17 protein-coding genes, 1 tRNA gene and 2 pseudogenes are annotated in these 25,137 nt (G+C 71.9%); 11 read left to right on the forward strand and 9 right to left on the reverse strand.

Translation table 11 applies throughout. The annotated features are described in order from the left end of the window. Positions 1-140: 140 nt before the first annotated feature. Positions 141-260, forward strand: a pseudogene (locus OG294_RS01240) (SDR family NAD(P)-dependent oxidoreductase); the annotation flags it as partial. Positions 261-375: 115 nt separating this feature from the next. Here OG294_RS01240 and OG294_RS01245 read toward each other — a convergent pair. Then, positions 376-1,062: an alpha/beta fold hydrolase gene (locus tag OG294_RS01245; RefSeq protein WP_327064472.1), complete on the reverse strand. Its 687-nt coding sequence runs from the start codon at positions 1,060-1,062 to the stop codon at positions 376-378. A 181-nt stretch (positions 1,063-1,243) separates the two neighbouring features. Here OG294_RS01245 and OG294_RS01250 point away from each other — a divergent pair, with 181 nt between their 5' ends. Next, complete coding sequence (locus OG294_RS01250; protein ID WP_327064473.1) at positions 1,244-1,747, forward strand: DinB family protein; 504 nt, start codon at positions 1,244-1,246, stop codon at positions 1,745-1,747. Positions 1,748-1,892: 145 nt separating this feature from the next. Continuing rightward, on the forward strand, positions 1,893-2,516 hold the full coding sequence (locus OG294_RS01255; protein ID WP_327064474.1) for a restriction endonuclease: 624 nt from the start codon (positions 1,893-1,895) through the stop codon (positions 2,514-2,516). Positions 2,517-2,768: 252 nt separating this feature from the next. Here the strand turns inward: OG294_RS01255 and OG294_RS01260 are convergent. Next, positions 2,769-2,891, reverse strand: a pseudogene (locus OG294_RS01260) (SDR family oxidoreductase); the annotation flags it as partial. Positions 2,892-3,375: 484 nt separating this feature from the next. Here OG294_RS01260 and OG294_RS01265 point away from each other — a divergent pair. Next, a complete protein-coding gene (locus tag OG294_RS01265; RefSeq protein ID WP_327064475.1) occupies positions 3,376-6,468 on the forward strand; it encodes a helix-turn-helix transcriptional regulator in 3,093 nt (1,030 codons plus the stop codon). 109 nt (positions 6,469-6,577) lie between these two features. Here OG294_RS01265 and OG294_RS01270 read toward each other — a convergent pair whose 3' ends face one another. After that, the gene (locus OG294_RS01270; protein ID WP_327064476.1) at positions 6,578-9,490 is read right to left on the reverse strand and encodes a GDSL-type esterase/lipase family protein; all 2,913 of its coding nucleotides are present in this window, start codon (positions 9,488-9,490) and stop codon (positions 6,578-6,580) included. 1,530 nt (positions 9,491-11,020) lie between these two features. After that, complete coding sequence (locus OG294_RS01275) at positions 11,021-11,734, reverse strand: G1 family glutamic endopeptidase (RefSeq protein WP_327064477.1); 714 nt, start codon at positions 11,732-11,734, stop codon at positions 11,021-11,023. A gap of 295 nt (positions 11,735-12,029) precedes the next feature. On the opposite strand from OG294_RS01275, the gene OG294_RS01280 reads away from it, so the two are divergent. Beyond that, a tRNA-Ala gene (locus tag OG294_RS01280) sits at positions 12,030-12,119 on the forward strand. A 169-nt stretch (positions 12,120-12,288) separates the two neighbouring features. On the opposite strand, the gene thpR is transcribed toward OG294_RS01280, so the two are convergent. Then, on the reverse strand, positions 12,289-12,906 hold the full coding sequence (thpR, locus tag OG294_RS01285; RefSeq protein WP_327064478.1) for an RNA 2',3'-cyclic phosphodiesterase: 618 nt from the start codon (positions 12,904-12,906) through the stop codon (positions 12,289-12,291). Between the two features lie 248 nt (positions 12,907-13,154). On the opposite strand from thpR, the gene OG294_RS01290 reads away from it, so the two are divergent. After that, the gene (locus OG294_RS01290) at positions 13,155-14,366 is read left to right on the forward strand and encodes a glycosyltransferase (RefSeq protein WP_327064479.1); all 1,212 of its coding nucleotides are present in this window, start codon (positions 13,155-13,157) and stop codon (positions 14,364-14,366) included. 228 nt (positions 14,367-14,594) lie between these two features. On the opposite strand, the gene OG294_RS01295 is transcribed toward OG294_RS01290, so the two are convergent. Next, positions 14,595-14,807, reverse strand: coding sequence for a hypothetical protein (locus tag OG294_RS01295; RefSeq protein WP_327064480.1), 213 nt, complete (start codon positions 14,805-14,807; stop codon positions 14,595-14,597). Between the two features lie 455 nt (positions 14,808-15,262). Between OG294_RS01295 and OG294_RS01300 the strand changes: the two genes are divergently transcribed. The 3 genes from OG294_RS01300 (at position 15,263) to OG294_RS01310 (ending at position 18,989) form a co-directional block, all read left to right on the forward strand. Continuing rightward, on the forward strand, positions 15,263-16,279 hold the full coding sequence (locus tag OG294_RS01300; RefSeq protein ID WP_327064481.1) for an SMP-30/gluconolactonase/LRE family protein: 1,017 nt from the start codon (positions 15,263-15,265) through the stop codon (positions 16,277-16,279). A 222-nt stretch (positions 16,280-16,501) separates the two neighbouring features. After that, entirely contained in the window at positions 16,502-17,758 is a 1,257-nt protein-coding gene (locus tag OG294_RS01305) for a cation:proton antiporter (protein ID WP_327064482.1), read from the forward strand. A gap of 166 nt (positions 17,759-17,924) precedes the next feature. Beyond that, positions 17,925-18,989: a phosphatidylinositol-specific phospholipase C domain-containing protein gene (locus tag OG294_RS01310; RefSeq protein WP_327064483.1), complete on the forward strand. Its 1,065-nt coding sequence runs from the start codon at positions 17,925-17,927 to the stop codon at positions 18,987-18,989. A gap of 610 nt (positions 18,990-19,599) precedes the next feature. Here the strand turns inward: OG294_RS01310 and OG294_RS01315 are convergent. The 3 genes from OG294_RS01315 to OG294_RS01325 all read right to left on the reverse strand — a co-directional run bounded on the left by OG294_RS01315 (position 19,600) and on the right by OG294_RS01325 (position 22,439). Further along, entirely contained in the window at positions 19,600-20,127 is a 528-nt protein-coding gene (locus OG294_RS01315; RefSeq protein WP_327064484.1) for a peptidylprolyl isomerase, read from the reverse strand. A gap of 165 nt (positions 20,128-20,292) precedes the next feature. Continuing rightward, positions 20,293-21,312 carry a hypothetical protein gene (locus tag OG294_RS01320; RefSeq protein ID WP_327064485.1) on the reverse strand — a complete coding sequence of 340 codons (1,020 nt, stop codon included), beginning with the start codon at positions 21,310-21,312 and terminating at the stop codon, positions 20,293-20,295. Between the two features lie 386 nt (positions 21,313-21,698). Further along, entirely contained in the window at positions 21,699-22,439 is a 741-nt protein-coding gene (locus tag OG294_RS01325; RefSeq protein ID WP_327064486.1) for an SDR family NAD(P)-dependent oxidoreductase, read from the reverse strand. A gap of 99 nt (positions 22,440-22,538) precedes the next feature. On the opposite strand from OG294_RS01325, the gene OG294_RS01330 reads away from it, so the two are divergent. Both OG294_RS01330 and OG294_RS01335 read left to right on the forward strand, forming a co-directional pair. Further along, complete coding sequence (locus OG294_RS01330) at positions 22,539-22,934, forward strand: MerR family transcriptional regulator (RefSeq protein WP_327064487.1); 396 nt, start codon at positions 22,539-22,541, stop codon at positions 22,932-22,934. Positions 22,935-23,576: 642 nt separating this feature from the next. Beyond that, positions 23,577-24,794, forward strand: coding sequence for an MFS transporter (locus OG294_RS01335; protein WP_327064488.1), 1,218 nt, complete (start codon positions 23,577-23,579; stop codon positions 24,792-24,794). The last annotated feature ends 343 nt before the right edge of the window (positions 24,795-25,137 follow it).

The following is a 25,137-nucleotide window of genomic DNA, read 5'->3' on the forward strand; positions in this document are numbered from 1 at the left end:
TGATCCTCTCGGCCACACGGTCGGACCTCGTACGGCCACGGCGGGCAACGACTTCTGACGTCGCCACGCAGCAGGACGCGCTCCGACGCGGTGCCAGTTGCGTGCACCCGGAAAGACCGGAAAGCCCCGCCGGACAGGAACCCCGGAACCACCGCTCCCAGGCACACCCCGCGTTCTACGCTGCCAAAGCCGCTCAGGCCGGCTTAGCCGACATCCTCTCCCACCGGCTTCGCCCCGAGGGCATCCGCGTCATCTCGCTCCAGTTCGAGCAGGTGCAGGAGCCCTCGGCGAACCCGTCCACCACGCCATCGGACGCTCGCGCGGCGGGCCGACCACGAAGCTTCGTCGGCCCGCCGATCCGTAGGAGAGCCCTGGCTACGCCTCCAGGGCCTTCGCGGCGTCGCGGATGACGTCGAGGACGAAGTCGGGGTGCGACAGCATGGGCACGTGGCTGCTGTCCACGCTGTAGGTCTTCGCGCCCATGCGCTCGGCGGCGGCCCGCTCCAGCTCCGGGTTCACGGTGCGGTCGTTGTTCGCGACGATGTACCAGCTCGGCTTCTTACGCCAGGCGGTGCCGGGGACCTGCTGAGTGAACAGGTCGGCGACCGGCACCGCGCCCGTCGCCAGGGCCAGCTGCTGCTCGGACGCGGGCAGATCGCCGCAGAAGTCGCCGATGCCCGACTCGAGCAGCCACAGGCGGCCGTCGGCGACGTCGAGGTGCTTGAAGACCGGCATGCTGGGGAACTTCTCCTGCTGGCTCTGCGAGGTCTCGTCCTCGTCGGGCGCGAGCGCGGCGATGTAGACCAGCGCGCCCACCCGGTCGTGCACGCCCGCCTTGGTGATCAGCGTCCCGCCGTAGGAGTGCCCGACGAGCACGACCGGGCCCGGCACGTGGTTGATGGCCCGGGTGACGCACGCGACGTCGCCTTCGAGGGAGTCCAGGCCGTGCTGCGAGCTGTAGACCTGGTGGCCCTCGGCCTGCAGCACGGGGATGAGCTTGCTGAAGCACGACCCGTCGGCCCAGAGTCCGTGCGCGAAAACGATGCTGGCCTTGCCTGCCATGACGTCCTCCTTCGTAGCTGTCACGCCATGACGCCACCCTACGTCGAGTACCCGGGAAGTTACTGTTCGTGATGGTCCCATTGGGCCTCGACCGAGGCGTCGGGCCCTCGGGGGCAGTGTCGCCGGGCAGTGCTCCGGGGCTCCCGAAGCTGGGGTGCCCCGCGGCTGCTACCGTCCGCGCATGACAAAGAGCGTGCCGTTTACCGGTGACGAGAAGGACAGTCTGTACGCCGCCCTCGACCGGCATCGCGATGCGGTGCTGTGGAAGCTCGAAGGCCTCGACGACGAGCAGCTGCGGCGGCCGATGACGCCGTCGGGGACGAACCTGCTGGGGCTGGTCAAGCACCTCGGGGGCGCTGAGCTCGGTTGGTTCCGCGAGACCTTCGGCCGCGAAACGGGGCCCTTGCCCTTCGACTTCGATCGGGACGAGACCTCCGACATGCGGGTGGAACCGCACGAGTCCACCGAGGACATCCTGGAGTTCTACGGTCGTGCCCGGGGCGCCGCCGACCAGGTGATCGACGAGCTCGGCCTCGACGACCTCGGCACGTCCTACGCCGGCAACGCCGTGTCGCTGCGCTGGGTGCTCATCCACATGACGACAGAAACCGCACGGCACGCGGGCCACATGGACATCCTGCGCGAGCTCGTCGACGGCTCGACCGGTGACCACAACCGGGGCTGATCCGCGCGCAGGGCGATCCGTCGGTGGATCACGACCAGGTGGCCTGGGCCGGCATCAGGCACCCGTGTATCCGTGCATCCGTGCATCCGTGCATCCGTGCATCCGGGACCGGATCAGCTGAAGCAGCGCGTAGACACCTGACTGCGTGGGCAACAAGAAGGACGGCAGTCAGGTGGGCGACGAGGGGGGACCCGGCGTGGTGGTCTTGGTGATCGTCTTGGGGGCGCTGGCCGCAGGGGTGCTGGTGACCGGTCTGGTGCGGGCCGGGCGGCGGGAGTCCGCAGCCGAGCGGGCCCGCCTCGCCGGCGAGGCCGCCCTGGCGGCGCGCCGGTCCATGGACACCGTCTGGGCCATGGACGACCGCCAGTTCGAGGACCACGTCGCCGCGCTGTGCCGCCGCGACGGCTGCAGCTCCGTCCAGCGCGTCGGCGGCGCCGGCGACCTGGGCGCGGACGTGACCGCCACGCTGCCCGACGGTCGCCGCCTCGTCATCCAGTGCAAGCGCTACGCCCCGCACCGCTCGGTCGGTAGCCGCGACATCCAGCTCTTCAACGGCACCGCCCGGCTGGAACACCACGCCGACGTCCCGTTGTTCGTCGCCTCCTGCGTGTTCACCAAGCCGGCCCGGACGTTCGCCGCCAAACACCGGCTCACCCTCATCGACGTCGACCTGCTCGGCTTCTGGAACAACGGCACCCCGCTGACCTCGTTCCTCGACCTCGACATCGCCCGCTCCGGCACCAACCGCAGACTCGGACCGGCCGGTTGATCCCCGACCGGCGTCCTCCGCCGTGAAGTCCGGTGCGCCGCCGCGTCGTTGACCGCGCGCCTGCGGGCCGGGCAGCCGCTCGACCCGCAGGTCGTAGGGCACCGCGAGGATCGGGACTGCCGGCGCCGTCCGGTTCCTGATCGCTCGCAGCGCCGGAGGCCTGACCCGGAGACGGAATGCCGAGGTCGCCGACGGAGCCGGCGAGGGCCGCCCGGGCGGCCCCGTGCACCGGCACCATCCGCGTCTGATCGATCAGGCGTCCGCGCCGCCGTCGACCGGCACGATCGCGCCTGTCACCACCGAGGCCCGGTCACTGAGCAGCCACGCGGCCACCCGGGCGGGATCGCGGAGCTCGGCCATCCGGCCGAGCGGGACGCCGCCGTACCGCCTGTCCGAAGCTGAAGGTCTTGTGCATGTCCACTCCCCGGTCACGAGCATTCGCTTGCATGCGAACTGACACTCTGCCACAAAGCACCGGCTCGCCGGGACAGTGCTTCCGACGCTCCCGCGCTGGGCCGCCCCGCAGCTGTCCCGCAGCGCCGGCGAAGGGGGTGACGGGCGCACGAAACCCGTTCCACTGTGGCGCAGTTGGTGACGTACTCGCCTGCTCGCCCCACCGTCGCGGCACCGCGCGGCCGCCGGCGAACGGCTCCCCCGCGGACAAGCGTGATCCCCGTTCGCAGCTCGGCGGTAGCGAGGCGTGACGGCCGACCGGACAGCCGGTAGGGTCCTGAGCGGTTACCGGCGAGTAGGAGCTGGGCAACGACGCAGCGCCTCGTCCGGGGCCCTCGGTGGGGATGACGGACCGTCTCGGAGATTGGGGCACTGTGGGGGTGGGCGGGTGACGACGTTCGGTGAGATGTTGCGGGAGTTACGCCGGACCGCGGGACTGACGCAGGAGGAACTCGCCGAGGCCGCCGGGCTGGCCGCCCGGTCGATCCGGGATCTGGAGCGAGGCTGGCGGGAGCGGCCTCAGCGCCGCACGGTGCAGCTGCTGGTAGCGGCCCTGGGGCTGGCTGACGCCGAGGCCGCCGCGCTGCTCGCGGCCGGCCGTTCCGGTCGGAGAGTGGAGCCTCCTGCCGACGGCGGTGCGCCGGGATCCGGCCTGCTCGATCGCCACAGCCAGCTGGCGGTACTGGAGCATGCGGCTGGCGAGGCCCGGACCGGCCGCGGTTCCGTGGTGCTGGTGCGGGCGAACGCGGGCCTGGGGAAGACCTCGCTGGTGAACGCCTGGGCCTGCGCCGAGCAGGCGCGGGGGTTGCGGGTGGTGCGTGCCGGCGGGGCGGAACTGGAGCAGGACTTCGCCTTCTCGGTCCTACGGCAGCTGGCCGAGCCGCTGCTGGCCCGGGCCGGTCGCGCCGAGCGGGAGCGGCTGCTGTCCGGTCCCGCGGAGTTGGCGTCGCACGCGCTGCGCGTGGACGGCACCGGCGAGGGCACGGGCCTGTCGCCCGAGGCGTCGCTGGGTGTGCTGCACAGCCTGTACTGGCTGGTGGTGCACGTCACGGATGACGGCCCGCTCGCTCTGGTGATCGACGACGCGCACTGGGCGGACGGCCCGTCCGCCCGGTGGCTGGAGTACTTGGCGCGGCGCCTGCGCGGTCTGCCGTTGCTGCTGGTGCTGGCGGCCCGGCCGGATGCGGGGACCCGGGTCGAGCCGTTGCTGGAGCAGATCGCCGGACAGCCCCTCTGCCTTCCGGTCGCGCTGCCGGCGCTGGGCGCCGACAGCATGGCCCAGCTGGTGCGGGCGAGCCTGGGGGACGCCGAACCGCCGTTCCTCGCCGCCTGCGCCGAGGCGACCCAGGGCAACCCCTTGCTGCTGCACCAACTGCTGCGGACCCTGGTCGACAACGGGGTCAGGCCCCTCGGCGATCAGGCACCTGCGGTGGCGGAGTTCGGCGGCCGGATCCTGGCGAGCACCGTGGTCAAGCGGCTGGCGGGCCAGTCGGAGGCGACCCGTCGGCTGGCCCGGGCCCTGGTCGTGCTGGGCAACGGGGCCGCCTGGCACGTCGCGGCCGAACTGGCGGGGTTGGGCGAGGCGAGGGCACGGGAACTCGGCCGCCGGTTGCAGCGCATCGGTGTGCTGGCGCCCGGGGAGGCGGCCCGCTTCGACCACCCCTTGGTCCGGGCCGCGATCGCCGAGGAGGCCGTCGGCCCGGTGGAGTCGGCCGCCGGACACGCCCGGGCGGCCGAACTGCTCCGGCGCGACGGTGCGCCCGACGATCTGGTGGCGGCCCATCTGCTGCTGGCCGAACCGAGCGGTGATGCCTGGCGGGTGGAGGCCTTGCGGGAGGCGGCGCGGGCGACCCGCGGGCGCGGGGCTCCGGAGATCACCGTGACCTATCTGCGCCGGGCACTGCGGGAGCCGATGTCCGCCGAGGAGCGCGGTCCGCTGCTGCTGGAGCTGGGGGCGGACGAGTTGCAGGTCGACGTCGGCGCCGCCCGCCACCATCTGACCCAGGCCTCCTCCGCGTTGACCGACCCGTACGCCCGCGCCCAGGCGGCCTATCTGCTCGCCAACGCGCTGTTCCTCGGGCAGCAGCACGAGCGCGCCGTCGATGTCCTCGCCCATGCGGTGGAGGACCTGCGGCAGGCGGACGACGGCAGCGGGATCGCTCGTGAGGTGTCGTGGTTCCTGCAGGCCCAGATGCTGCTGATCGGCTACGACCAGCTGTCCACCCTCCCCGCGGCCCGGCAGCACGCCCGGCGGCCGTGGGACCACAAGCTGGCCGGTGACACACCGGGCGAGTGCGCGGTCCTGGCCGCGCTGTCCGCCTCGGCCGTCACCGGGGACGCAAGCGCCTCGGTCACCGACGACCTCCTCGACCGGGCCCTGCAGGGCGGGCTGGCGGCGACGGACACGTCGCAGATGCTGGTGACCCTGGCCGGGCTGGCGTTCGTGACCACGGACCGTCTCGACGACGCGGCGGCGCGATTCGACCAGATCGCCGAGGTGGGTGGGCGCTGGGGCACGTTCCTGATGGTGTCGGCGGCGCTGACGTGGCAGCTGCTGGTCCGCGCCCGTCGCGGTCACCGGCTCGCGCTCACCCCGGAGTTCGGACATCCCGCCACCGCGGCCGGGGAAGAGCTGGAGCCCCGGGTCAGGCTGGGGATGATGGCCCTGGTGGGCGAATCGCTGCTGGAGCGGTGCGAGTTGGCCGCCGCGACGGCGGTGCTGGTGCCGGATGCCGACACCGATCGGGTGGGCTGGACGTGGCAGGGTCCGATGGTCCTCGTACGCAGCCGCCTCCACGCGGCGCGGGGCAATCCGGCCGCCGCCCTCGCGGTCCTGCTGGACTACGGTGCGCAGGAGAGGCGCGCACAGGTCACGAACGTGGCCATGACGCCCTGGCGGTCGCGGGCGGCGGTGCTGCACCTGGCACTCGGACAGCGGACCGATGCGCTCCAGCTGGCCACCGAGGAGCTGGAGTTGGCCCACCAGTGGGGCACCGGGCGCACCATCGGCGTGGCCTCGCGCTGCCTTGGCACCGTCCTGGGCGGCCGCGAGGGAGAGGCCCTGCTGCGCGAGGCCGTGGCCGTGCTGGAACGCTCCCCGGACCGCCTGGAGCTGGCCCGGGCCCAGTACGAGCTGGGGAGCGCCCTGTCGCGCACCGGCGAGGCCGACCAGGCCCGCCGGGCCCTCGGCCGGGCACTGGAGCTCGCGCAGAGCTGCGGCAGCACCCTGCTGGCCGGTCGGGCAGGCCGGGCGCTGGCCGCGGCAGGGGTACGCCCGAAGCCCGTGCCGCCGGTGGCTGCGAGCCTGTCGATCACCGAGCACCGGGTGGTGGAGCTGATCGGCGCCGGCCACAGCGACCGTCAGGTCGCCCAGGCCCTGCTGCTGACCCCCCAGGACGTGACCGGCCTGGTCGAGCACGCGGGCCGCGCGCTGGGGGCGACCAGCAGGGCGGAGCTGGTCCGCCTGGCCCAGGCCCGCCACCGGAGCGGCACCGAGTAGTCCGGGCGCCCGGCGGGTGTCCGGAGGGCACCCGCCGAGACCGGTAGCGGGCCGGTGCGTCGCCGGGACAGTGGTCGCCGGGACGCTGTGCCGACCCGCTACCACGTGCTCAGGACGCGGTCGTCAGGTGCATGCCCTGGGCGTCCTGTCCTGGTGTGTTGTCGCAGGCCGCCTGGTGGACCTCGGGGGCGGCGGCCATGAGGGTGAGGCATCGGCCGAGGGCGAGTTGGCCGTAGTAGTTCGGGTGGAAGGATTCCTGCAGTTCTCCCTGGGCCAGGCCGCTGACCAGGAACCGGGCCCATTTGCTGGTGGTTGCCGAAGGGGGGTTGGAGGAGGTGGCCAAGGAGGTGGCCGTGGAGCAGACTTCCCGGCCCTGGAAGGCGTCCCGCAGATCCAGGAAGTCCGCACCCGCGCTCTGGGCGGCGGATTTGAGAGCGTCGGACATCTGGTTCACCAGGCGACCATGCGCCCAGTCGGCGTCCGCGTTGTAGATCGGGCACCCGCCGGTGGTCAGGCGGTCCCAACCGGCTTCCGGGTAGCGGATCCCGGCGGCGCTGGGCAGCGGGGACGGGGCGGACTGCAGGATGACCCGGTAGCTGCCGGCCGCGTATCCGGCACTGGTCATCGCGGCCTGGATCTCGCTGACGGCCTTGGCGACGTTCTGCTGGGTGGTTGCGATCTTGGCGTCGATGGTGGCCTGTTGGGCCGTGTTGCACGCCCCACTGCCGAGGGTGAAGGCCTGGACGCAGGCGCTGATGATGTCGGAGAAGCCCAGATCGTTGCCGCCGATGGACAAGGCGATCTCTTTCACGTCGTACTGCCGGGCGACGTTGACGAGCTGGTCGGCCTGTGGGTCCTCGCCCTTGAAGCTCTGGCCGCCGTCGGCCGCGCGGAAGATGTCGGCCGTGGTGGCACCCGAGCAGGCCAGGTTGACCGAGACCTGGGCGATGTCGGTGGCGCTGTGCACCTCGGCGGAGTCCGAACGGTTGCAGCCGTCGTCGTAGGACGTGCCGTAGACCTTGTAGGGGTCGTAGGTGCCCCAGCCGGTGTAGGCGCGGTCGGTGCCGTCGCGGCTGGTGGTGAAGGTGTTGCTGTTGCCCTGCCAGCGACCGCCCTCACCGGACATGAAGCTGTCGCCCAGGCTCACCACGGCGGTCGGCGGGGCCACCGATCCGACGTTCCAGGTCAACTGCCGCTGGTTGCCGTTGCGCCAGCCCCGGGTGTGCACCGGGCCGGCGGTGGGGCTGTCGATCCCGGCGTCGACGTTCTGCCCGGAGTCGCCGAACCACTGCAGGGCCCGAGCCCCCCAGCTCTCCCAGCCACCGAAGGAGAACTCCTGCCCGCCCTGGGTGGGATAGGCCAGCGGCTGCAGGTTCAGCAGGCCCTGGTTGCCTCCCGTGTAGCCCACGGCCCTGCCGAACTCGGGGTTGTAGAGCAGGAACTCGTTGTCGGAGCCGAAGCGCAGCCACTCGCAGCCGAGGTTGGTCTTGTCGGTGGACAACCGCAGGGTGCCGTCGGCGGCGGCGCACAGCAGCTGGTCGGACCAGTTTCCGTTCATGATGTACGTCGCGCCGGCCGACCGGGCGGTCTCCCCCGCGGGTTGGCTGACCGGCGCGACGTTCCAGGTCAACTGCATCTGGTCGCCGTGGCGCCAGCCCCGGGTGCGCACGGGATCCGTGCGGGGAGTGGTGCCGGTTCCGGCGTCGACGTTCTGTCCGGAGTCGCCGAACCACTGCAGGGCCCGAGCCCCCCAGCTCTCCGAGCCGCCGAAGGAGAACTGCTGGGCCCCCTGGGTGGGGTAGGCCAGCTCCTGCATCACCAGCAGGCCCTGGTCGCCGCCCTGGTAGCCCAGCACCTTGCCCTTGGCCGGGTTGTACAGGCTGAACTGCCCGTCGTTGCCGATCCGTTCCCACTGGCAGTAGGGGTTGGTCCTGTCGTCGGAGATCCAGGTGTCGTCGTTGTCGGCGGCGGCACACAGCATGGCGTTGCCCCACAGCCCGTTGGTCAGGTAGACCAGGGTGGCGGAGCTGTAACTGGGGTTCTGGGGAACCTGGTTGTACTCGGTGACCCAGCCGGTGCTCAGGCCGCCCTCCTTCGCATAGGCGGCGCTGCCGGAGCCGATGCCGATGAGGGGGCCGTTGGTGGGATCGCTGGCCAGCGCGTCCTGGCTGACCCCGTTGTACTCGGTGACCCAGGCGCTGCTCAGGCCGCCTTCCTTGACGTGGTCGGTGCCATCGGTGCCCAGCGCGCCGATGAGCGGCCCGTGGGTGGGGTCACTGGCCAGCGCGAGCTGGCTCACCCCACCGTACTCGGTGACCCAACCGGTGCTCAGGCCACCTTCCTTCACGTAGGCACTGCCGTCCGTGCCCAGCACACCGACCAACGGCCCGTTCGTGGGATCACTCGCCAACGCGAGCTGACGCACCCCGTTGTCCTCAGTGACCCAACCGGCGTTCAGGCTGCCTTCCTTGACATAAGCATTGCCATCCGTGCCCAGCACACCGATCAACGGCCCGTGGGTGGGGTCACTGGCCAGCGCGAGCTGGCTCACCCCACCGTACTCGGTGACCCAACCGGTGCTCAGGCCACCTTCCTTCACGTAGGCATGACCGTCCGTGCCCAGCACACCGACCAACGGCCCGTTCGTGGGATCACTCGCCAACGCGAGCTGACGCACCCCGTTGTCCTCAGTGACCCAACCGGCGTTCAGGCTGCCTTCCTTCACGTAGGCATTGCCGTCCGTTCCCAGCACACCGATCAACGGCCCGTGGGTGGGGTCACTGGCCAGCGCGAGCTGGGTGGCTCCGCTGTACTCCAGCACCCAGTCCGGATCCCGGTCGCTCTCCTTGACGTAGGCGTCGCCGTCGGCGGTGAGGACGCCGATCAGCGGGCCGTTGGTGGGGTCACTGGCGACCACCACCTGCTTGACCTGCTCCGGGGCGATCGAACCGGAGCCACCAGTGGCCGCCTCGGCTGATGCCGGGAACACCGGAGCGAGCCCCGCCAGGAACAGCGCCAGCACGGCGATCGCGACGGGAGAGCGCCCTGCCCGCCCATGGGTTTGTCGTTGCCTTGGGCCCACGAATATCTCCACTTCCACGAAGGATGAATGGTTCGACCACGCCTGAGCCCGTGCAGGCGTGGCACGCGGATCCACGGAGTACAGAGGGGCAGGCGACGCCACACCCGCCCGGACCTGGAGCTGTGCACGCGTCAGAAGCTGCGTCAGCCATTCGGGGTGCGGAGGTGACGGACGGCCCGGGCCTGGGCCTGGATGAGCCGGCCCCTGACGACGAACGTGTCCACCCTGCGCCCAGTGCCGTCCTGGTTCCCGACGAGCAGCGCCTTCCCATGGCTCTGGAAGATCTCCTGCGGGGGTCGGGAGACGAGGACGTTCACCGGCGCCACCTTCCTGTGCTCGATGAAAAGGGGGCGGCCGCGCCCGCCTGGGGGGCAAACCGTGGACCCTGCGCGGCAAGCGACGAGAAACCGCAGTGGATCTCCATCGCTTGAACGCGTACAGCAGACCATCGAGCCGGACCGGAGCACCAGGAAGAAGAACGGGACAAAGCACCGGAAGAAACCCGCGATTTTACGGACGGATCGGAGGGCCGACGCGGTCGCATCCGCGTCGAACGGCTCACGCGCGTCGCTGCACGGGGGCGGCGGAGTCCTCGCAGCGCCCGGGCGTTCCCGGATCCGCGAGTCGGGGCCGGGGGCCGGGGGCCGGTAGCTTGGGGCCAGGGGCCGGGGGCCGCCTCTCCCCCACCTTGTGCCGGCACCTGGAGGTGCCGCCCGCACGGGTGGCAGGCGGACCGGAGACCGGCCGAGGCGCCGACGGACAGCGCGGGCTTCATGGACGGATCAGCGGCCCCTGGGCGGTGAGGGCAGGACGATCCCCGCGGATTCGGGCCGAACAGCACCGCGCAGCAGGAACCTCTGGAAGAGATCCGACCTGACGGCAGCCTGCAGCTCGGCCAAGCGCCGGGCGATCCGGGCGGCCCGGGCGGCCCGCTTCCGGCAGAGCCGCGCCGCCTGCGCCCGCTTCGTCGAGCGGGGAGGGGCCCATCCGCGTGCCGCGCGCTCACGCAAGGAGGCGATGACGGCTCTCCGCGTGCGGCCCTGACCACATCACCGTGAACGACATCGAATCGCGGCGGCTGACAGCCAGTCACACGGTGCTGGTGATCGTCGGGCCGGGGCCGGGCGGCAGGAGCTCCACGGCGAGAGCCACCGCCTGCGCGGCGGCGTCGACTTCGCCGGCCGGGCCATGCAGGCCGGCGGCTGCGGACGGTGAACGCCCCCTCGTGTCGGGGCTCGATGAGCACGGGCCGCACGAGAGGCGGGCTCGGGCCGGCCCTGGCGGTCGTCCCCCACCGGGACCGGAGACGCAGCAGGGGCCAGCGGCGAGCGGGACCTGCTCCGCACCCGGGTCCGGCCGGACGTGGCGCGGATCAAAGGACGTGGAGCGGATCAACTCCTGCACCGGACGCCCCGATGAACCGACGAACCGCGTGCGCTGGGGCGGGTGGCCGCCCCAGCGCCGGTGCGACTACTCCTGCAGGTAGGTCTCGCTGAAGCTGGTGCCGCCGGAGCCGAGCGCGCTGGTGCGGGCCTCGTAGGCGCCGTTCGAGGGGTCCATCGCGACCGGGTTCGACGAACCGAGGGACTTGCCGTTGACGGTGGCGGAACTGAAGTTCAGCGTACCGAAGTTGGGGTAGGCCCCGCTCGGCGACTCGATGATCACCTCGGCGCTGGCCCGCTGCGCGGAGAGGGTCTTGCTGGTGCTGTAGGTCCAACCCCGCGAGGAGTCGGTCAGCTTCAGGTTGTACTTGTTGCTCCCGGCGTAGGTCACCGAGGCGTTGATGACGTCCCCGGCCGACACCGGGTACGAACTGGTGCTCAGGTAGACCGGGTTCGCCGGGTACATCTCGTACCAGGCCTGGTCGACGGGGCTGCCGCTGGAGCAGTCGGTCGCCACGCCGGTCTGCTCGACACTGGACGATCCGTACCCGTCGATGCCGACCCAGGGGGCGTAGAGGTCGTTGGTCGAGTTGCAGGTCGCGCGCGCCTCGGTCCAGGTGGCCGAGACCGAGGTGAAGCCGCTGCCGGTAGCGGCGTAGCCGCCCCAGTTGTAGCCGTTGATGTTGTAGCTCAGGGGGCGGAACGCCAGGTGCTGGGCTGCCGCCGCAGTGGTCGGCGCGACGGGGGCGAGAGCGGTGGCCGCTGCCGCGAGGGTGGCGACGCGTATCAGGAACTTGCGCATGCTGGCTCCTCCGTGGGGGGACGAACAGGATGCTCGCGAGCCCGCCCGAGCCGTGTGGGGGGCTTGGGGGGCAGTACAGAGTGACCTATTGTCATGCGCTGGGCAAGAGCCTGGAAGCTTCGAGTTTCCCGTGAATTCGGCGGCCGGGCAGCACGCCTGACGGCTGCTCCGCGCCTGAACGCCTGCGCCGAATCAGCGACGACGGAGCGTCAGGCTCGCGTCAGCAGGCCGTCAGCCCGGTGCCGCACCATGGTCATGTGCCCAGCGGACGACGGCAGTCGGTCGAGGAGCACGAGGAGAGGTGCCCGGAGCGGCTGATCGGGGACCTGGGTCGCACGACCCGGTCGGGTGCATGCCCACGCAGGTTCGAATCCTGCCTTCTCCGCCCGACCAAGGGAGACGAACACCCGACCGGCTACGCGCTGTGGCCGTTCGGGTGGTCCCTGCCCGACGCGGCGCCGGTGTGACCACCGTCGGCCCGCCGGCGAGGTCGAGGGCCGTCTACCGATCGACCGCCGCTCGGACGACGAGCTCCTCTGCTGCCCCCGGACCGCCTACGGCTCGGCGGGGGCGCTGCTGCCCTCGGCCGGGATCGCGTCGCCGAATCGCCACGCCTCGATGTCGCGGTACCGGATCGGCCCAGGCCCACGGCCGATGTTGCTGCCGACCAGGTGGAGGCGCTCGGCCTGCCACGGTCGGCCCGCGAACCCGCTGAGCTCGGCCGCAGCCTGCGGCACGCTGGTGGGATCGTCGCGGCGGGACCGTGCCAGCGTCAGATGGGGGCGCAGCGCGCGGTCCCTGAACTCGATCCCGCAGGATCTGACCAGCTCCCGGACATCGGCGGCGAGCAGCTGCAGTCCCTCCAGGTCCCCGTCGATCCCGCTCCACAGCAGTCGCTCGTCGAAGTGGCCGCCACCGCGCAGGCCCAGCTGCAGGGCGGGGTGCGACGCCGCCCGGCCGGCCAGCGCCGACCGCAGCAACGGTACGGTCGTGGAGGGGAGTTCGCCGAGGAAGGCCAGCGTGATGTGCCAGTCCTCGATCCGGTTCCACCTCAGCCGCGGATACCTGGCGTAAGCGGGCCGCAGGACCTGGGCCAGCTCGTCCTTCGCGGCGTCCGGCGGAGCCAGTGCCACGAAGACACGCAGGGTCAGGGGCTCGGGGTGATCGTCCACCAGGGATTTCTAGCACCTCACCAACACCCCGGGCCACCGGCACCAGCACCGGCCCCCGGCGCCCGGGGGCAGCGCGACCGCGGACAGCCCGGGTGCGGGGCCCGGCCGGGCCTTCGGCGCGAACAGCGCCGGGCACGGGAGTGGCACCGGAGTCGCACCGGCTCCGCTCCGGCTCGTTCCGCAGCGGAGCGGTCCCGCTGGCGGTCAGGGGCGTTCGGGCGCGAACCGCCGTGGTGGAGAATCGCTCCATGCGGATTGTGATCATCACGGCCGGCTCACGAGGGGACGTCGCGCCGTTCACGGGCTTGGGCCGGCGTCTGCTGGAGGCGGGGCACCACGTTGCCGTGGCCGCTCACCCGCCCTTCGCGACGCTGGTCGAGGCGTGCGATCTGGAGTACCGGCCGCTGCCGGGAGACCCGCTGGCACTCATCCGCTCCAGGGGCCAGGCGGCGTCCCCGCAGGAGGCCCGGGCAGTGATGGCGGCGTTTCTGGACGGACTCGCCGATGGGGTGGTGGAGGCTGTGGCGGGCGGTGCCGACCTGCTGCTCACCGCCTTCGGCCCGTCGGCGCTCAGCCGGGCGGCCAGGGAGGCGTTCGGCACGCCGGTCATCGGCACGTACCTCGCGCCCGCCTTCGCCACCAGGGAGTTCCCGCTGCCCGGCGCCCGGGGCGTCGACGACCTGGGGCCGGACGGCAATCTCGCGGCCGGCCAAGCGGTGCTCCGAGGCGGCGAGGCGCTCCTCACCGGCGTTGCGACCCGGCTGCGCCACCGCCTGGGACTGCCCGCCGCAACGCCCCCGGCACCGCCCGGGCGTACCGGTTCGGTCCTCCACGGCTTCAGTCCGCTGGTGGTGCCGCGTCCGGCCGACTGGCCGTCCGGGGCCGAGGTGACGGGCTACTGGTGGCCCGCTCGACCGCAGGGCTGGCAGCCCCCGGGCGAACTGGTCGACCTTCTCCAGGCCGGTCCGGCCCCGGTGTTCATCGGCTTCGGCAGCATGGCACCCGGAGAGGGCGAGCGGCTCAGCGAGCTGGTGGCCGCCGCGGTGAGGCGGGCGGGTGTGCGCGCGGTGGTGCAGGCAGGCTGGGCCGGACTGGGAGGGACGGGTGACGACCTCCTGGCCGTCGGCGACCTGCCCCATGACTGGCTGCTCCCCCGCACGGCCACCGTCGTCCACCATGCCGGAGCGGGCACCACCGGAGCCGGACTGCGCGCGGGGATCCCCGCCGTGCCGGTCCCCGTCATGGCCGACCAACCGTTCTGGGCGGCACGCCTGCACCGGCTGGGAGTCGCCCCTCAGCCGCTCCCGTTCCCGGACCTCACCGCCGAGCACCTCGCCGCCGCGATCACGGCCGCCAGTGCCGAGGCCGTCCGACGCCGCGCAGCCGACATCGCCCGGCGCATAGCGGCAGAGGACGGCGCCGGTGCCGTCCTCTCCCGCATCGACGAACTCGGCCACTGACTCCCCCAGGATCCCCCACCACCGCCCTACTGAAGCGAACCGGGCCCAGGCCGCACCTGGCGCTGCCTCGCCTCCTGGACACTTCGGACGCCGCCATGGGCCCTGATGCCGCCCGAAGCCGTGCACAAATCGGCCGTCGCGGCCGTCGCAGCCATCGCGGCTATCTCGGCACGAACGGCGTGAACGGCGTGAACGGCGCGAACGGCGTGAACAGCACCCGGCGATGGCCTACTTCACCGAGTCGTAGGCGGCGGCGAAGGTGTCCGCGAACCAGGGGCTGTACTCCACACCAGATCCGCTCCGCACCACGCTGCCGCTGCAGTCGTGCTTGGTGCTGCCGGGGGTGTGCAGGGCGCCGGTCGGCGTGGCCCAGTCCTGGTGCGCCCGCGCGGCGGTGGCCGGCGCATCGGACGAGTCGGACGCACCGGATATGTCCGTCACGCTCGACGGGTCCGCGACCGGGTCCGTGGTCGAGTCCGCGCCGAACGCGACGGCCGACGGAACGAGCGCTGCGAACACCGTTGCTGCGACAACGGCGGTCCGAGCCAGCTTCCTGATGTCCCCCATCCGACCCTTTGGCCAGGGGCGACAGCGAGAACTCTGCCGCCGCCGCAGCCCACCGCGCGTCGAGCCGTGGTTGGAGAATTCCAACGCCCGCGCCAACCCCAGGGGTTGAGCACGGCCGACGAGGTAGACCCACGCAACAGCAGTACCTGCGGGCGGGTAGGCGGAGAGCCCCATCGGGCCCTGCTCCCGACAGACGATCCGCTCCCCCGCCTCCGGCTGCGGACGGTCACCGATCAGCCCGCCGCAGCACCCCGCGGTGACGCCGTATCACCTCCGCTGCTGCACACTTGAGCCCCGACATCGCCCCATCTGCAGGCAGGAACGCCGCCGTGAAACCGCACCGCCGCCTGATCTCCCCCCGCCGCTGGACCCCACCGCCGGGCGCCCCCGGGCACGGCGGCACGGACGGCACGAGCCGCTTCCGGATCGCCCGCCGCCTGGCGACCGGCGGGCACGGGCCCGAGGACGTGATCTTCGACCGGCAGGGTGGTCTGCTCACCGGGCTCGCCGACGGGAGCATCGTCCGCCTCGACCCCGTGACCGGGGCCCGCACCGTGCTGGGCACCACCGGAGGCCGCCCGCTGGGACTCGAGCCCTGCGCCGACGCAAGCGTGCTGGTCTGCGACCACGACCGCGGGTTGCTGCGGGTCGGCCCCGACGGGTCGGTCCAGGTCCTCGTCGACGAGGTCGACGGCAGCCCGCTCACCTTCACCAGCAATGTGGTCGAAGGTCCTGACGGAACGATCTGGTTCACCGTCTCCACGCGACGCTGGGACCTCGAGCACTACCTCGGCGACATCATCGAACACTCCTGCACCGGCATGCTGGTACGCCGCGACGTGGACGGCACCGTGACCGTGCTGCTCGACGACCTCAAGTTCGCCAACGGCCTCGTGCTCGCTCCCGACGCCTCGCACCTGCTGTTCGCCGAGACCGGCGGATACCGGGTGAGCCGCTACTGGCTCACCGGCGCCCGGGCCGCAACCGTGGAGCCGTTCGCCGACAACCTGCCCGGGCTCCCGGACAACATGAGTCTGGGCAGCGACGGCCTCCTGTGGGTCTCGATCGCCGCCCCGCGCAACGCCCTGCTCGACAAGCTGCTGCCGCTTGCGGGGCTCTGGCGGATCCTGGTGTGGAACCTCCCCGAGGCCGTTCGCCCCAAGCCGACGCCGCTGGCCCAGGTGATGGCCTTCGACCTCGACGGCCGCCTCGTCCACGACCTGCGGGCGAGCGACGGATCCTACGGGCTCGTGACCAGCGTCGCCGAGCACAACGGGACCGTCGTGGCGGGCAGTCTGCACGAGAGCGACATCGTCGTGCTGGACCTGGCCTCGCACGACCGCTGACCGGACAACCGCCGCCCCGCTCCAACGCCCGATCCCGTGAGCGCCGGCACTCGACGCCGGGACCCACGAACGGGACACGCCAACGGGACACGCGGGAACGGCGGAGCCCGCGTCCGGTGCGGTGGCGCGCCCTATGATCATGACGGCTGTGCCGCCGTCATGATCACGAACCGGGGACGAACAGAACCGGGGACCACAGAACCAGGGAAGGCAGGTGCATCCGTGATCGCGCTGGTCGTCAGCATGGGCACGCTGTTCGCCTGGTCCCTGGTGGCCGGCCGGCTGACCCGGTGGAGCATCACGGCGCCGGTCGCGATGACGGCCGCGGGCGTGGCGCTGACCGTGGGACCACACCCGCTGGTCCGGATCACGCTGACCACCTCGGACGCCGAGCACGCGGTCGAGATCATCCTCGCCGTCCTCCTCTTCGTCGACGCCACCGCGGTGCCGAGCCAGGTGATGCACCGCCAACGGGGTCTGCTGGTAAGGCTGCTGGTCCTCGCCCTGCCCCTCACCTTCGGTGTCGCCGTACTGGCGGGCGTCCTGCTCTTCCCCGCCCACAACTGGTGGCTGGCCGCACTGTTCGCCGCGATCACCGTACCCGTCGACCTGGCCCCCGCGGTCGAGCTGATCCGCGACGTCCGGCTGCCCTCCTGGCTGCGCGGGGTGCTCACCGTCGAGAGCGGACTGAACGACGGGATCGTCGCCCCGCTCTTCCTGCTCTGCCTCGCCGGCTTCGAGGCCCACGGCGGCGTCGCACACGGTGCCGCGCACACCCCCTCGGACGACCTCGGCGACGCCCTCGACGCGCTGCTGTGGGCAGTGGTCGCGGGCGCCCTGGTCGGCAAGCCCGGCGGCTGGCTGCTGCGCCGCGCCTGGCTGGCCGAGTGGACCCGGCCGGCCGCACTGCGCCTGGGGATCGTCGCGCTCCCGCTGATGGCGTACGCACTGGCCACCGAGCTGCACGGCAACGGCTTCGTCGCCGCCTTCGTGGCCGGCCTGCTCTTCACCCCGGCCTCCCGCGCGCTGCCGCCCGAAGCACCGCACCTGCTGGAGGACATCGGGACGCTCCTCTCGCTCGCGCTCTGGTTCGTCTTCGGACAGTTGGTCACCCAGGCGTTCACCGGCGCCTTCGACGCCCGGGTGGTGGCCTACGCGTTCCTGACCCTGACGGTGGTGCGGATCGCGCCCGTGCTGCTCTGCCTGGTGGGCAGCGGCCTGAGCCGGGCCGACCGGCTGTTGCTCGCCTGGCTCGGACCGCGCGGCCTGGCCTCCATCGTCTTCGGCCTGCTCGCCTTCATCAGCCTGGCCCCCGCGGACCCGCACGCCGCGGACCTGGTGGGCCAGGTGATGGTGATGACCGTGCTGATGAGCCTGGTTCTGCACGGGCTGACCTACGGCCCGTTGGCGGGGCGCTACGACCGTGCGCAGCGGCGGGCCGAAGCCGTCTCCGGCGCCCAGCAGGACCCGGACCGCTGACGGACCCTCCATCCACGAGCAGGGCCCCGGCGCGCCCTGCGGAGAAGGTCCACGCCGCCGTCCATGTGTTCGACGGTATTTGACGTATCGCCATATGAACTCCACCGGCGCCCGCTAGCCTGACCGCGTACATGCCAGAAGGTCCGCCCCCACCCGCGGAGGTCCCATGTCCTTCCCAGCCGCCCTGGCTCGCCCGGTCCGCCGTGCGGCCGTCCTGCTCGCCGCCGTCGCCTGCGCGCTCCCACTCGCCACCGGGACGTCCACCGCCGCCGACACCGGCGGCCTCTCGCTCGCGGCCGCCACCTCGGTCGGCATCCACAACACCTACGACGACACCAGCCAGTTCCCCCACCTGGCCGACGCCCTGGACACCGGGACCTCGCTCATCGAGCTGGACACCTGGGTGGATCCGTTCACCCACGAGTGGAAGGTCAGCCACTCCAACCCGCTCGGCAACCAGAACAACTGCGTCGACGCCACCACCGCCGCCGACCTCTACCGCGGCGGCGCCAACAAGGACCTCGGCAGCTGCCTCGACGACCTGCACATCTGGCTCGCGGCCCACCCCGGCCACTCACCGATCATGGTCAAACTGGAGATGAAGGCGGGATTCGACGCCACGGTCGGCCTCGGCCCGACCGAGCTCGACGCGCTCGTCCAGGCGCACCTGGGCGCCGACGTCTACCGCCCGGCGGACCTGCTGGGCAGCTACCCGACACTCGACGCGGCAGCGCGGGCCGGCAACTGGCCCACCCGCTCGGCACTGGCCGGCAAGGTGATCCTGGAGGCGATCCCGGGGACGTTCGAGCAGAGCAACCCCTTCGACCACCTGTGGACCGACACCGAGTACGCCCAGCACCTGGCCGCACTCCAGGCAGCCGGCACGCTCGGCCAGGCACAGGTCTTCCCCTCCGTGCTCAACGCCGCCCCCGGCGACCCGCGCACCCGCTACCCCGACGCCTCGCTGCGCCCGTGGTTCGTCGTCTTCGACGGCGACGCCCACGCCTACGTCGACGGTGGCATCGACACCTCCTGGTACGACATTAACCACTACCTGCTGGTCATGACCGACGCCCAGAACGTGACCCCCGCCCTGTCCGACACCACCCCGACCGCAGCCGACGCAGCTGCCCGGGTGACCCAACTCGCCGCCGCACACGCCTCGTTCGTCTCCTGCGACTGGACGGGCCTGCCGACGGTACTGGCCGAGCAGCTCCCGCGCGGCCGCTGACATCGGTGCGCGAGGCCGGCGAGAGCCACCGTGACGTCCGCCGGCCGGCTCTCCCATCAAGGATTATGGCACGGGTAAAGAATGGTCAAAGCCCTGTGATTATTGCCGATCCTGCCAAACGGCGGTTGTCGGCTTCGAGCGGGCGCCCCGCGGTAGCCCTGTCCGCGGGTGCGCAGCGGACGGGGAGGTCAGGGATTCTGCGAGAGGCGATCGCCAACCTGCCCCAGGGTGTGGCGAGTTCCTGATGGGGATCCTGCCGCCGGGAGGCGGGAGCGAACTCCCCGGCCCCCTGAGGGGATGCGTGGCGGTCGTGGGCCGATCGATCCATCACCACGCCCAATCCCAGCGGTTGCCCTGGGTACTGGAAGCCGACCAGGCGCATGGAAGGCTGTACGTGATCGTTCGGGGGCGGGCGTGACGTGAGCGCGCCCAGCCAGTCCGGCGGGGGCTTCCAGGACATCCCTGCGAGGGGCCTGACGGGCCTGCGGCCTCATAGGACTGCCCCACACCGAGACCGGTGTGGGGCAGTCCTCGAGCGGGCCAGGTCGGGGGTGGGCTCAGTACGGGAGAGTGGTGTCGCGAACCCCCGGGCCCGGACTGCTGTCGGTGGTCAGCGGGTCTCGATGACGACCTTCTCGATGACCGCATCCTGCACCGGGCGGTCGTTGCGGGGGTTGGTCTCCGTCGTGCCGATGGCGTCGACGACCTTCTTGCTGGCCTCGTCGGCCACTTCACCGAAGATGGTGTGCTTGCCGGTGAGCCACGTGGTCGCCCCGAGCGTGATGAAGAACTGGGACCCGTTGGTCCCCGGCCCGGCGTTGGCCATCGCCAGCAGGTAGGGCTTGGTGAACGCCAGGTCCGGGTGGAACTCGTCGGCGAACTTGTACCCGGGGCCGCCCGTCCCGTTGCCCAGGGGGTCGCCGCCCTGGATCATGAAACCCTCGATGACCCGGTGGAACACCGTCCCGTCGTACAGCGGCTCGGTGCTCCGCTGCCCGGTGCTCGGGTCGACCCATTCGCGGTCGCCCTTCGCCAGCTCCACGAAGTTCTTCACCGTCTTCGGGGCGTGGTTCGGCAGCAGCCGGATCACGATGTCCCCCTTGTTGGTCTTCAGTGTCGCGTACAGCTCTTCCGCCATGGTGATCCTTCGGTGTGCACGATCTACGGACCCGGATATTCTGCAGGCTGATCGGCGCCCCCGGGGCGATAACACGGCATCTCACCCGCACGAGTTGCGGACAAGGCACAGATGCGGCTGCGGCGCGCAGCAGGGTGCCGCAGGGGCTCCTCTGCCGCGCGGGGTTCACTCCACGCCGCACCAGTCCTGCCGGTAGGACGCCCAGTCGGCCGGCGTGGCGGTGAAGTCCGCGTACACCGCGACCCCGAAGGCCGCGCGGGTCGGCGCGTGGCGGCCGAGTGCCAGGCGCACCCCGCGGATCGCGGCCGGGACCGTTTCGGCGGAGCCGTGGTGGCCCATCTCCTCGGCATCGTAGGCGGGCAGGCCCATCAGCAGCTCGACCGGGTCCGGGGTGGCTTCCAGGGCCAGCGCGGTCTGCTGGGCGACGTAGCCGGTGTAGAGCGAGGGCAGCGGCATCGCCGTGTCGTAGGACATCACCGCCACCTGGTCCACCCGGCGGGCCACCTGCCCGAAGTAGTCCTGCGACCACCACTTGGGGTGCCCGGCCAGCACGCCCGCCACGGTGTGCAGCGCGGGCAGCGGGTCCAGTTGCGGGGTGGCCACCGACAGCAGCGCGCCCCGGGCGGCAGTCAGCGTGTGCACCTGGCCGAGCAGCGCGAGGTAGCCGGCGTCGCCCGAGTGCACCGGCTCCAGGTCCAGGTGCACCCCGGCGAAGCCCGCGTCCAGTACCTGTGCGGCCGAGTCGGTGATCCGCCGGCGCACCGCAGGGTCGTCCAGGTGCAGCCCGTGCTCCTCCGGCTCCACCAGGTCGCCCAGCCAGGCCTGCACCCGCACCCCGGGCAGCACGCGGTGTGTGGCGTCCAGCAGTTCGCCCGCCCGGGGGTAGCGGGAAGCGGGCAGCGTACCGTCGTCGTTCAGCGGCCCCGCGTGCACGTAGAGGTCGCGCATCCCGCCGCGGACCAGCTGCGGCAGGCCGGCCAGGTCGGCCGGGCCCTTGCTGCCGTCCACCCAGGCGTGACCGAGCCAGGCGGCGTCCTGCCCGCGGGTGCGGGCCTGCGGCGCCGGGGTGCCGCCGGCCTCCAGGCGCAGGGCGATGCCGATCCCGGCCACCGGCAGCAGCAGCGCGGCCACCAGGGCCAGCGCGATCAGGAGCAGGATCCGCCGCCGCGGCCACCGTCGGTACAACGCCCGCCACGCCCGCCACGCCCGCCGCAGCGACCGCGCCGGGACTCGCCAACCGTCCCACGTCCTGGAAAACCTCATCGAACGCGTGCCCACCCCTCGTGCCGTCTGATCCTCCGAACGGCCCACCCTACGGAACGCGGCGATGGCGTCGAGCCGGGGACCGAGCGACTGCGCGCGGTGTTCCGGGCCAGGTGGGGCCACCAGCGCGCGCCCCGGGCGTGGTTGGCCGCTGCCGCCTGACGGTTCGGGCATCCGGTGCGGCGGAGGTGAGGCCGCGGGGTGCGGCTCCATCCAGTGGGCCAGGAGCACGACGATGTCCCCGTCCCCTCGCGGCCGGTCGGGTGCGAGGGCACGGGGACGGGGACGGGGGCAGGGACGAGGCGCCGTCAGACCGTGTACCCGCCGTCCACGGCGAGGGCGGTGCCGGTGACGTAGCGGCCCCCGGGGCCCGCCAGGTAGGTCACCGCGGCGGCGATGTCCTCGGCCTCGCCGTAACGCCCCAGCGCGGTGAGGGAGCGCTGGAAATCGGCGGTCCCGCCGTCGGCCCGGTTCATGTCGGTGTCGATCGGGCCCGGATCCACGATGGTGGCGGTGATCCCGCGCGGCCCCAGTTCCCGGGCGAGGCCCTTGGTCAGCCCGACGAGCGCGGACTTGGCCATCGCCTGCAGGACGAAGTTCGAGCCGGGAACCCGCCCGTTGAAGCACGACCCGATGCTGATGATCCGCCCGCCGTCCCCCATGTGACGGGCGGCGGCCTGAGCGGCCAGGAACACCGACCGGACGTCCACGGCGAGCACCCGGTCCAGTTCCGTGGCGGACACCTCGGCCAGCGGACCGTAGGTGAGGAAGCCCGCGTTGTTCACCAGGATGTCGATGCGGCCCAGCTCCCGGACCGTCTGCTCCACCGCCTGCGCCGCGGCGTCCGGCCGGGTCAGGTCGGCCTGGATGATCGCGGCCCGGCCGCCGGCCGCCTCGATCTGCTCGGCGACCTCGCGCGCCTGGTCCGCGGCCTCGACATAGGTCAGCGCCACCGCTGCCCCCGCGTCGGCCAGCCGCTTGGCTGTCGCCGCGCCGATGCCGCGGCTGCCCCCGGTCACCAGCGCCACCTTGCCGGTCAGCTCACTCATCGACGTCTCCTCCCGAAACGGTGTGCTCGTCATGCCGGCATGGTAGAAGTTGCCATCGGTGTCAGGTTCAAGTCGTCGTCACACGGGGTGGGGATGGGAATGCGGATCGGTGAGCTGGCGCGGCGCAGCGGGGTGAGCGAGCGTTCGCTGCGGTACTACGAGGCGCAAGGACTGCTGCGGGCGGAGCGCACCCCCGGCGGCCACCGGAACTACGGCGAGTGGGCGGTCGACCGCGTCGTACGCATCCAGACGCTCTACGCCGCGGGCCTGAACAGCAAGAAGATCGCCCAACTGCTGCCCTGCATGAGGGATACGGACGGTCGCCCGAACGAGGTCGCCACCCCGCAGCTGGTCGACGAGCTGGCGGCGGAGCGCGACCGCATCGACCGCATGATCGTCGAACTGGTCCGCTCGCGCGACGTCCTTGACGAAGTGATCGATACGGCGTCACAGAACGCGGCCACCGGGCCTGCCGCACTCACGCCTCGACGCTGAGCGCCGGGCCGGGCCGGGCCGACCGACCGACCGACCGACCGACCGGCGCAGGCTGCCGCGCCCTCGGGCGCAGGAGGGGCGAGGCCGGGCAGCTGCGAAGGCCACGACACGGGCCGGACCTCAAGACACCTACGCCGCCTCGGCGTTCGACAGCGCGCCGGCGAACTGCTCGGCGCTGAGCTCGTCGCCGAAGTGGTGGACGACGTGCTCGCGGACGTGGTCCTCTCCACGCACTCGACCCACCTGGACCCGCCAAGGCAGCGCGGAAGCGATCAGCACACAACCCTCCCTGACTCGGGGTCATCCCGGCGGGGGGTGGCCTCCGCGCTCAGGCGGCGGTGGCGGACACTGGATCATCATCGGCCCCGGCGGTGCCCCTGAGGCCTCCTGACGACCATTCGGGCCGCGCACGGCGCAAAAACCCATGGCGTCGTGGCTACGCGGCCCGGTAACGTGCCTGCAGATACCGATCGAGAGATGGGGATGTGGCATGCGCCTCGGCTTGGACACGGTTACCGCCTCGTCCCGGGAGCTGCGGGCGCGCTGATCGCGCCCGTTCGCAGACCATCGATCTGCGCCGTAGCTCCTTCGGCGAGACGGGTTCGGACCTTCCGACCGTTCTCTCCCACCGAGGAGCCATCCTTGTCTGCCCGAAACACCGCGCCGCTCGGCGCGGGATTCCGCACGCTCTGTGCCGCATCAGCCATCTCCACCGTCGGCGACGGCATCACTCTCGCTGCCGGCCCGATGATTGTCGCCTCGATCACCCGTGAGCCTGTGCCCGTCGCCGTCGCGGCGTTCAGCCAGCAGGTGCCCTGGCTACTGTTCGGCCTGGTCAGCGGAGTCTTCGTCGACCGGCTGGACCGACGCAGGCTGATCGTCGCCGTCAACCTGGCGCGCGCGGTCTCGCTCGGCGCGCTGGCCGCCGCCGCGGCACTCGGCGCGGTGAGTCTCCCGCTCATCTACGCCGTCTTCTTCGCTCTCGGCACAGCCGACACCCTCGCCGACACCGCCAGCGGAGCGCTGCTGCCGGCCGTCGTCGCCCAGGAGAGGCTTGCCGAAGCCAACGCCCGACTCTCCCTCACCTTCACCATCGGCAACCAGTTCATGGCCAAACCGCTCGGCGCCTGGCTCTTCGCCCTCGCCGTGGGGGCGCCGTTCGCCACCGACGCATTGACCTTCGCTGTCGCCGCCGCGCTGACAGCGACTCTCCGCCCTGTCCGGACCACCCCGCCTCCGGCCACCAGCTCAGCTCGCAGCCCGCTTCGCAGGGATGTGACGACCGGGGCACGCTGGCTCGCCCGCCACCGCGTACTGCGAACCGTCTCGCTCAGCATGGGCATCGGCAACGCGGTCTTCTGCGCCGCATTCTCGGTGTTCGTCCTCTACGTTCGCGAACGTCTGGGTGTGACCGGCCTCGGGTACGGCCTGCTGCTGACCACCTTCGCCATCGGCGGCACCCTCGGCACCCTCTCGGTCCGCTACCTCAAACAGCGCTACCGAGCCGCCACCTTGCTGCGCGCAGGGCTGTTCATCGAGGCGTTCACGCATGCCGCGCTCGCCGCGACGACGCATGTGTGGATCGCCGCCCCCGTACTCATCCTCTTCGGCATCCACACCATGGTGTGGGGCTCGGTCGCCTCGACGCTCTACCAGCAGACTGTCCCGGACCAGTTGCGTGGACGCGTCGGCAGCGTCCGGATCCTGTGTGACCTCGGCGGAGCCGCCATCGGGACCATCGCCGGCGGGTTTCTCGCCCAGAGTCTGGGACTCACCACTCCGTTCTGGGTGGCCGCTGTGGTCATGCTCGCAGTCGCCGGGTGCGCCTGGAGGCCGCTCGGGCCCGCGAAGATCCAGTAACCGGGAGCGCGAACAAGCGGTGGGCCCTCGTCAAGCCGCCGAGAACCCACCCCCAGGTGCTTCTCGTTCGACCAACGTGCCGTCGGCGCCGAGCAGGTAGGCACGCGGCGGGCCCATGGCCGCCACGGCTGCCCTGAGTGCCGCCTCCTTCTCCGCGGGATCCGGGGCGTTCGGATCCCGCACAAGGAAGCCGTGAAGGTCGACGGCGTCCGCCTCCACGTCTTCAGCAGGTCCGCGCGCAGGCCGAGGTGGTCGGAGACGAAGCCGCGGCCGGAGGGCATCGCGATCTGCTGGTCGAGGATCAGCTCCGCGTGCGTGGCCGTGATGTCCTCGCCGGCCAGGA

This window comes from Kitasatospora sp. NBC_01302, from assembly GCF_035976515.1.
Lineage (GTDB): Bacteria > Actinomycetota > Actinomycetes > Streptomycetales > Streptomycetaceae > Kitasatospora.

Excerpts from the sequence above, each read along its gene's own strand:
- OG294_RS01290 (WP_327064479.1), top strand. The coding sequence starts at position 13,155 with ATGCGGATTGTGATCATCACGGCCGGCTCACGAGGGGACGTCGCGCCG.
- OG294_RS01275 (WP_327064477.1), bottom strand. The coding sequence starts at position 11,734 with ATGCGCAAGTTCCTGATACGCGTCGCCACCCTCGCGGCAGCGGCCACC.
- OG294_RS01250 (WP_327064473.1), top strand. The coding sequence starts at position 1,244 with ATGACAAAGAGCGTGCCGTTTACCGGTGACGAGAAGGACAGTCTGTAC.
- OG294_RS01265 (WP_327064475.1), top strand. The coding sequence starts at position 3,376 with ATGTTGCGGGAGTTACGCCGGACCGCGGGACTGACGCAGGAGGAACTC.
- OG294_RS01310 (WP_327064483.1), top strand. The coding sequence starts at position 17,925 with ATGTCCTTCCCAGCCGCCCTGGCTCGCCCGGTCCGCCGTGCGGCCGTC.
- OG294_RS01245 (WP_327064472.1), bottom strand. The coding sequence starts at position 1,062 with ATGGCAGGCAAGGCCAGCATCGTTTTCGCGCACGGACTCTGGGCCGAC.
- OG294_RS01315 (WP_327064484.1), bottom strand. The coding sequence starts at position 20,127 with ATGGCGGAAGAGCTGTACGCGACACTGAAGACCAACAAGGGGGACATC.
- OG294_RS01330 (WP_327064487.1), top strand. The coding sequence starts at position 22,539 with ATGCGGATCGGTGAGCTGGCGCGGCGCAGCGGGGTGAGCGAGCGTTCG.
- OG294_RS01325 (WP_327064486.1), bottom strand. The coding sequence starts at position 22,439 with ATGAGTGAGCTGACCGGCAAGGTGGCGCTGGTGACCGGGGGCAGCCGC.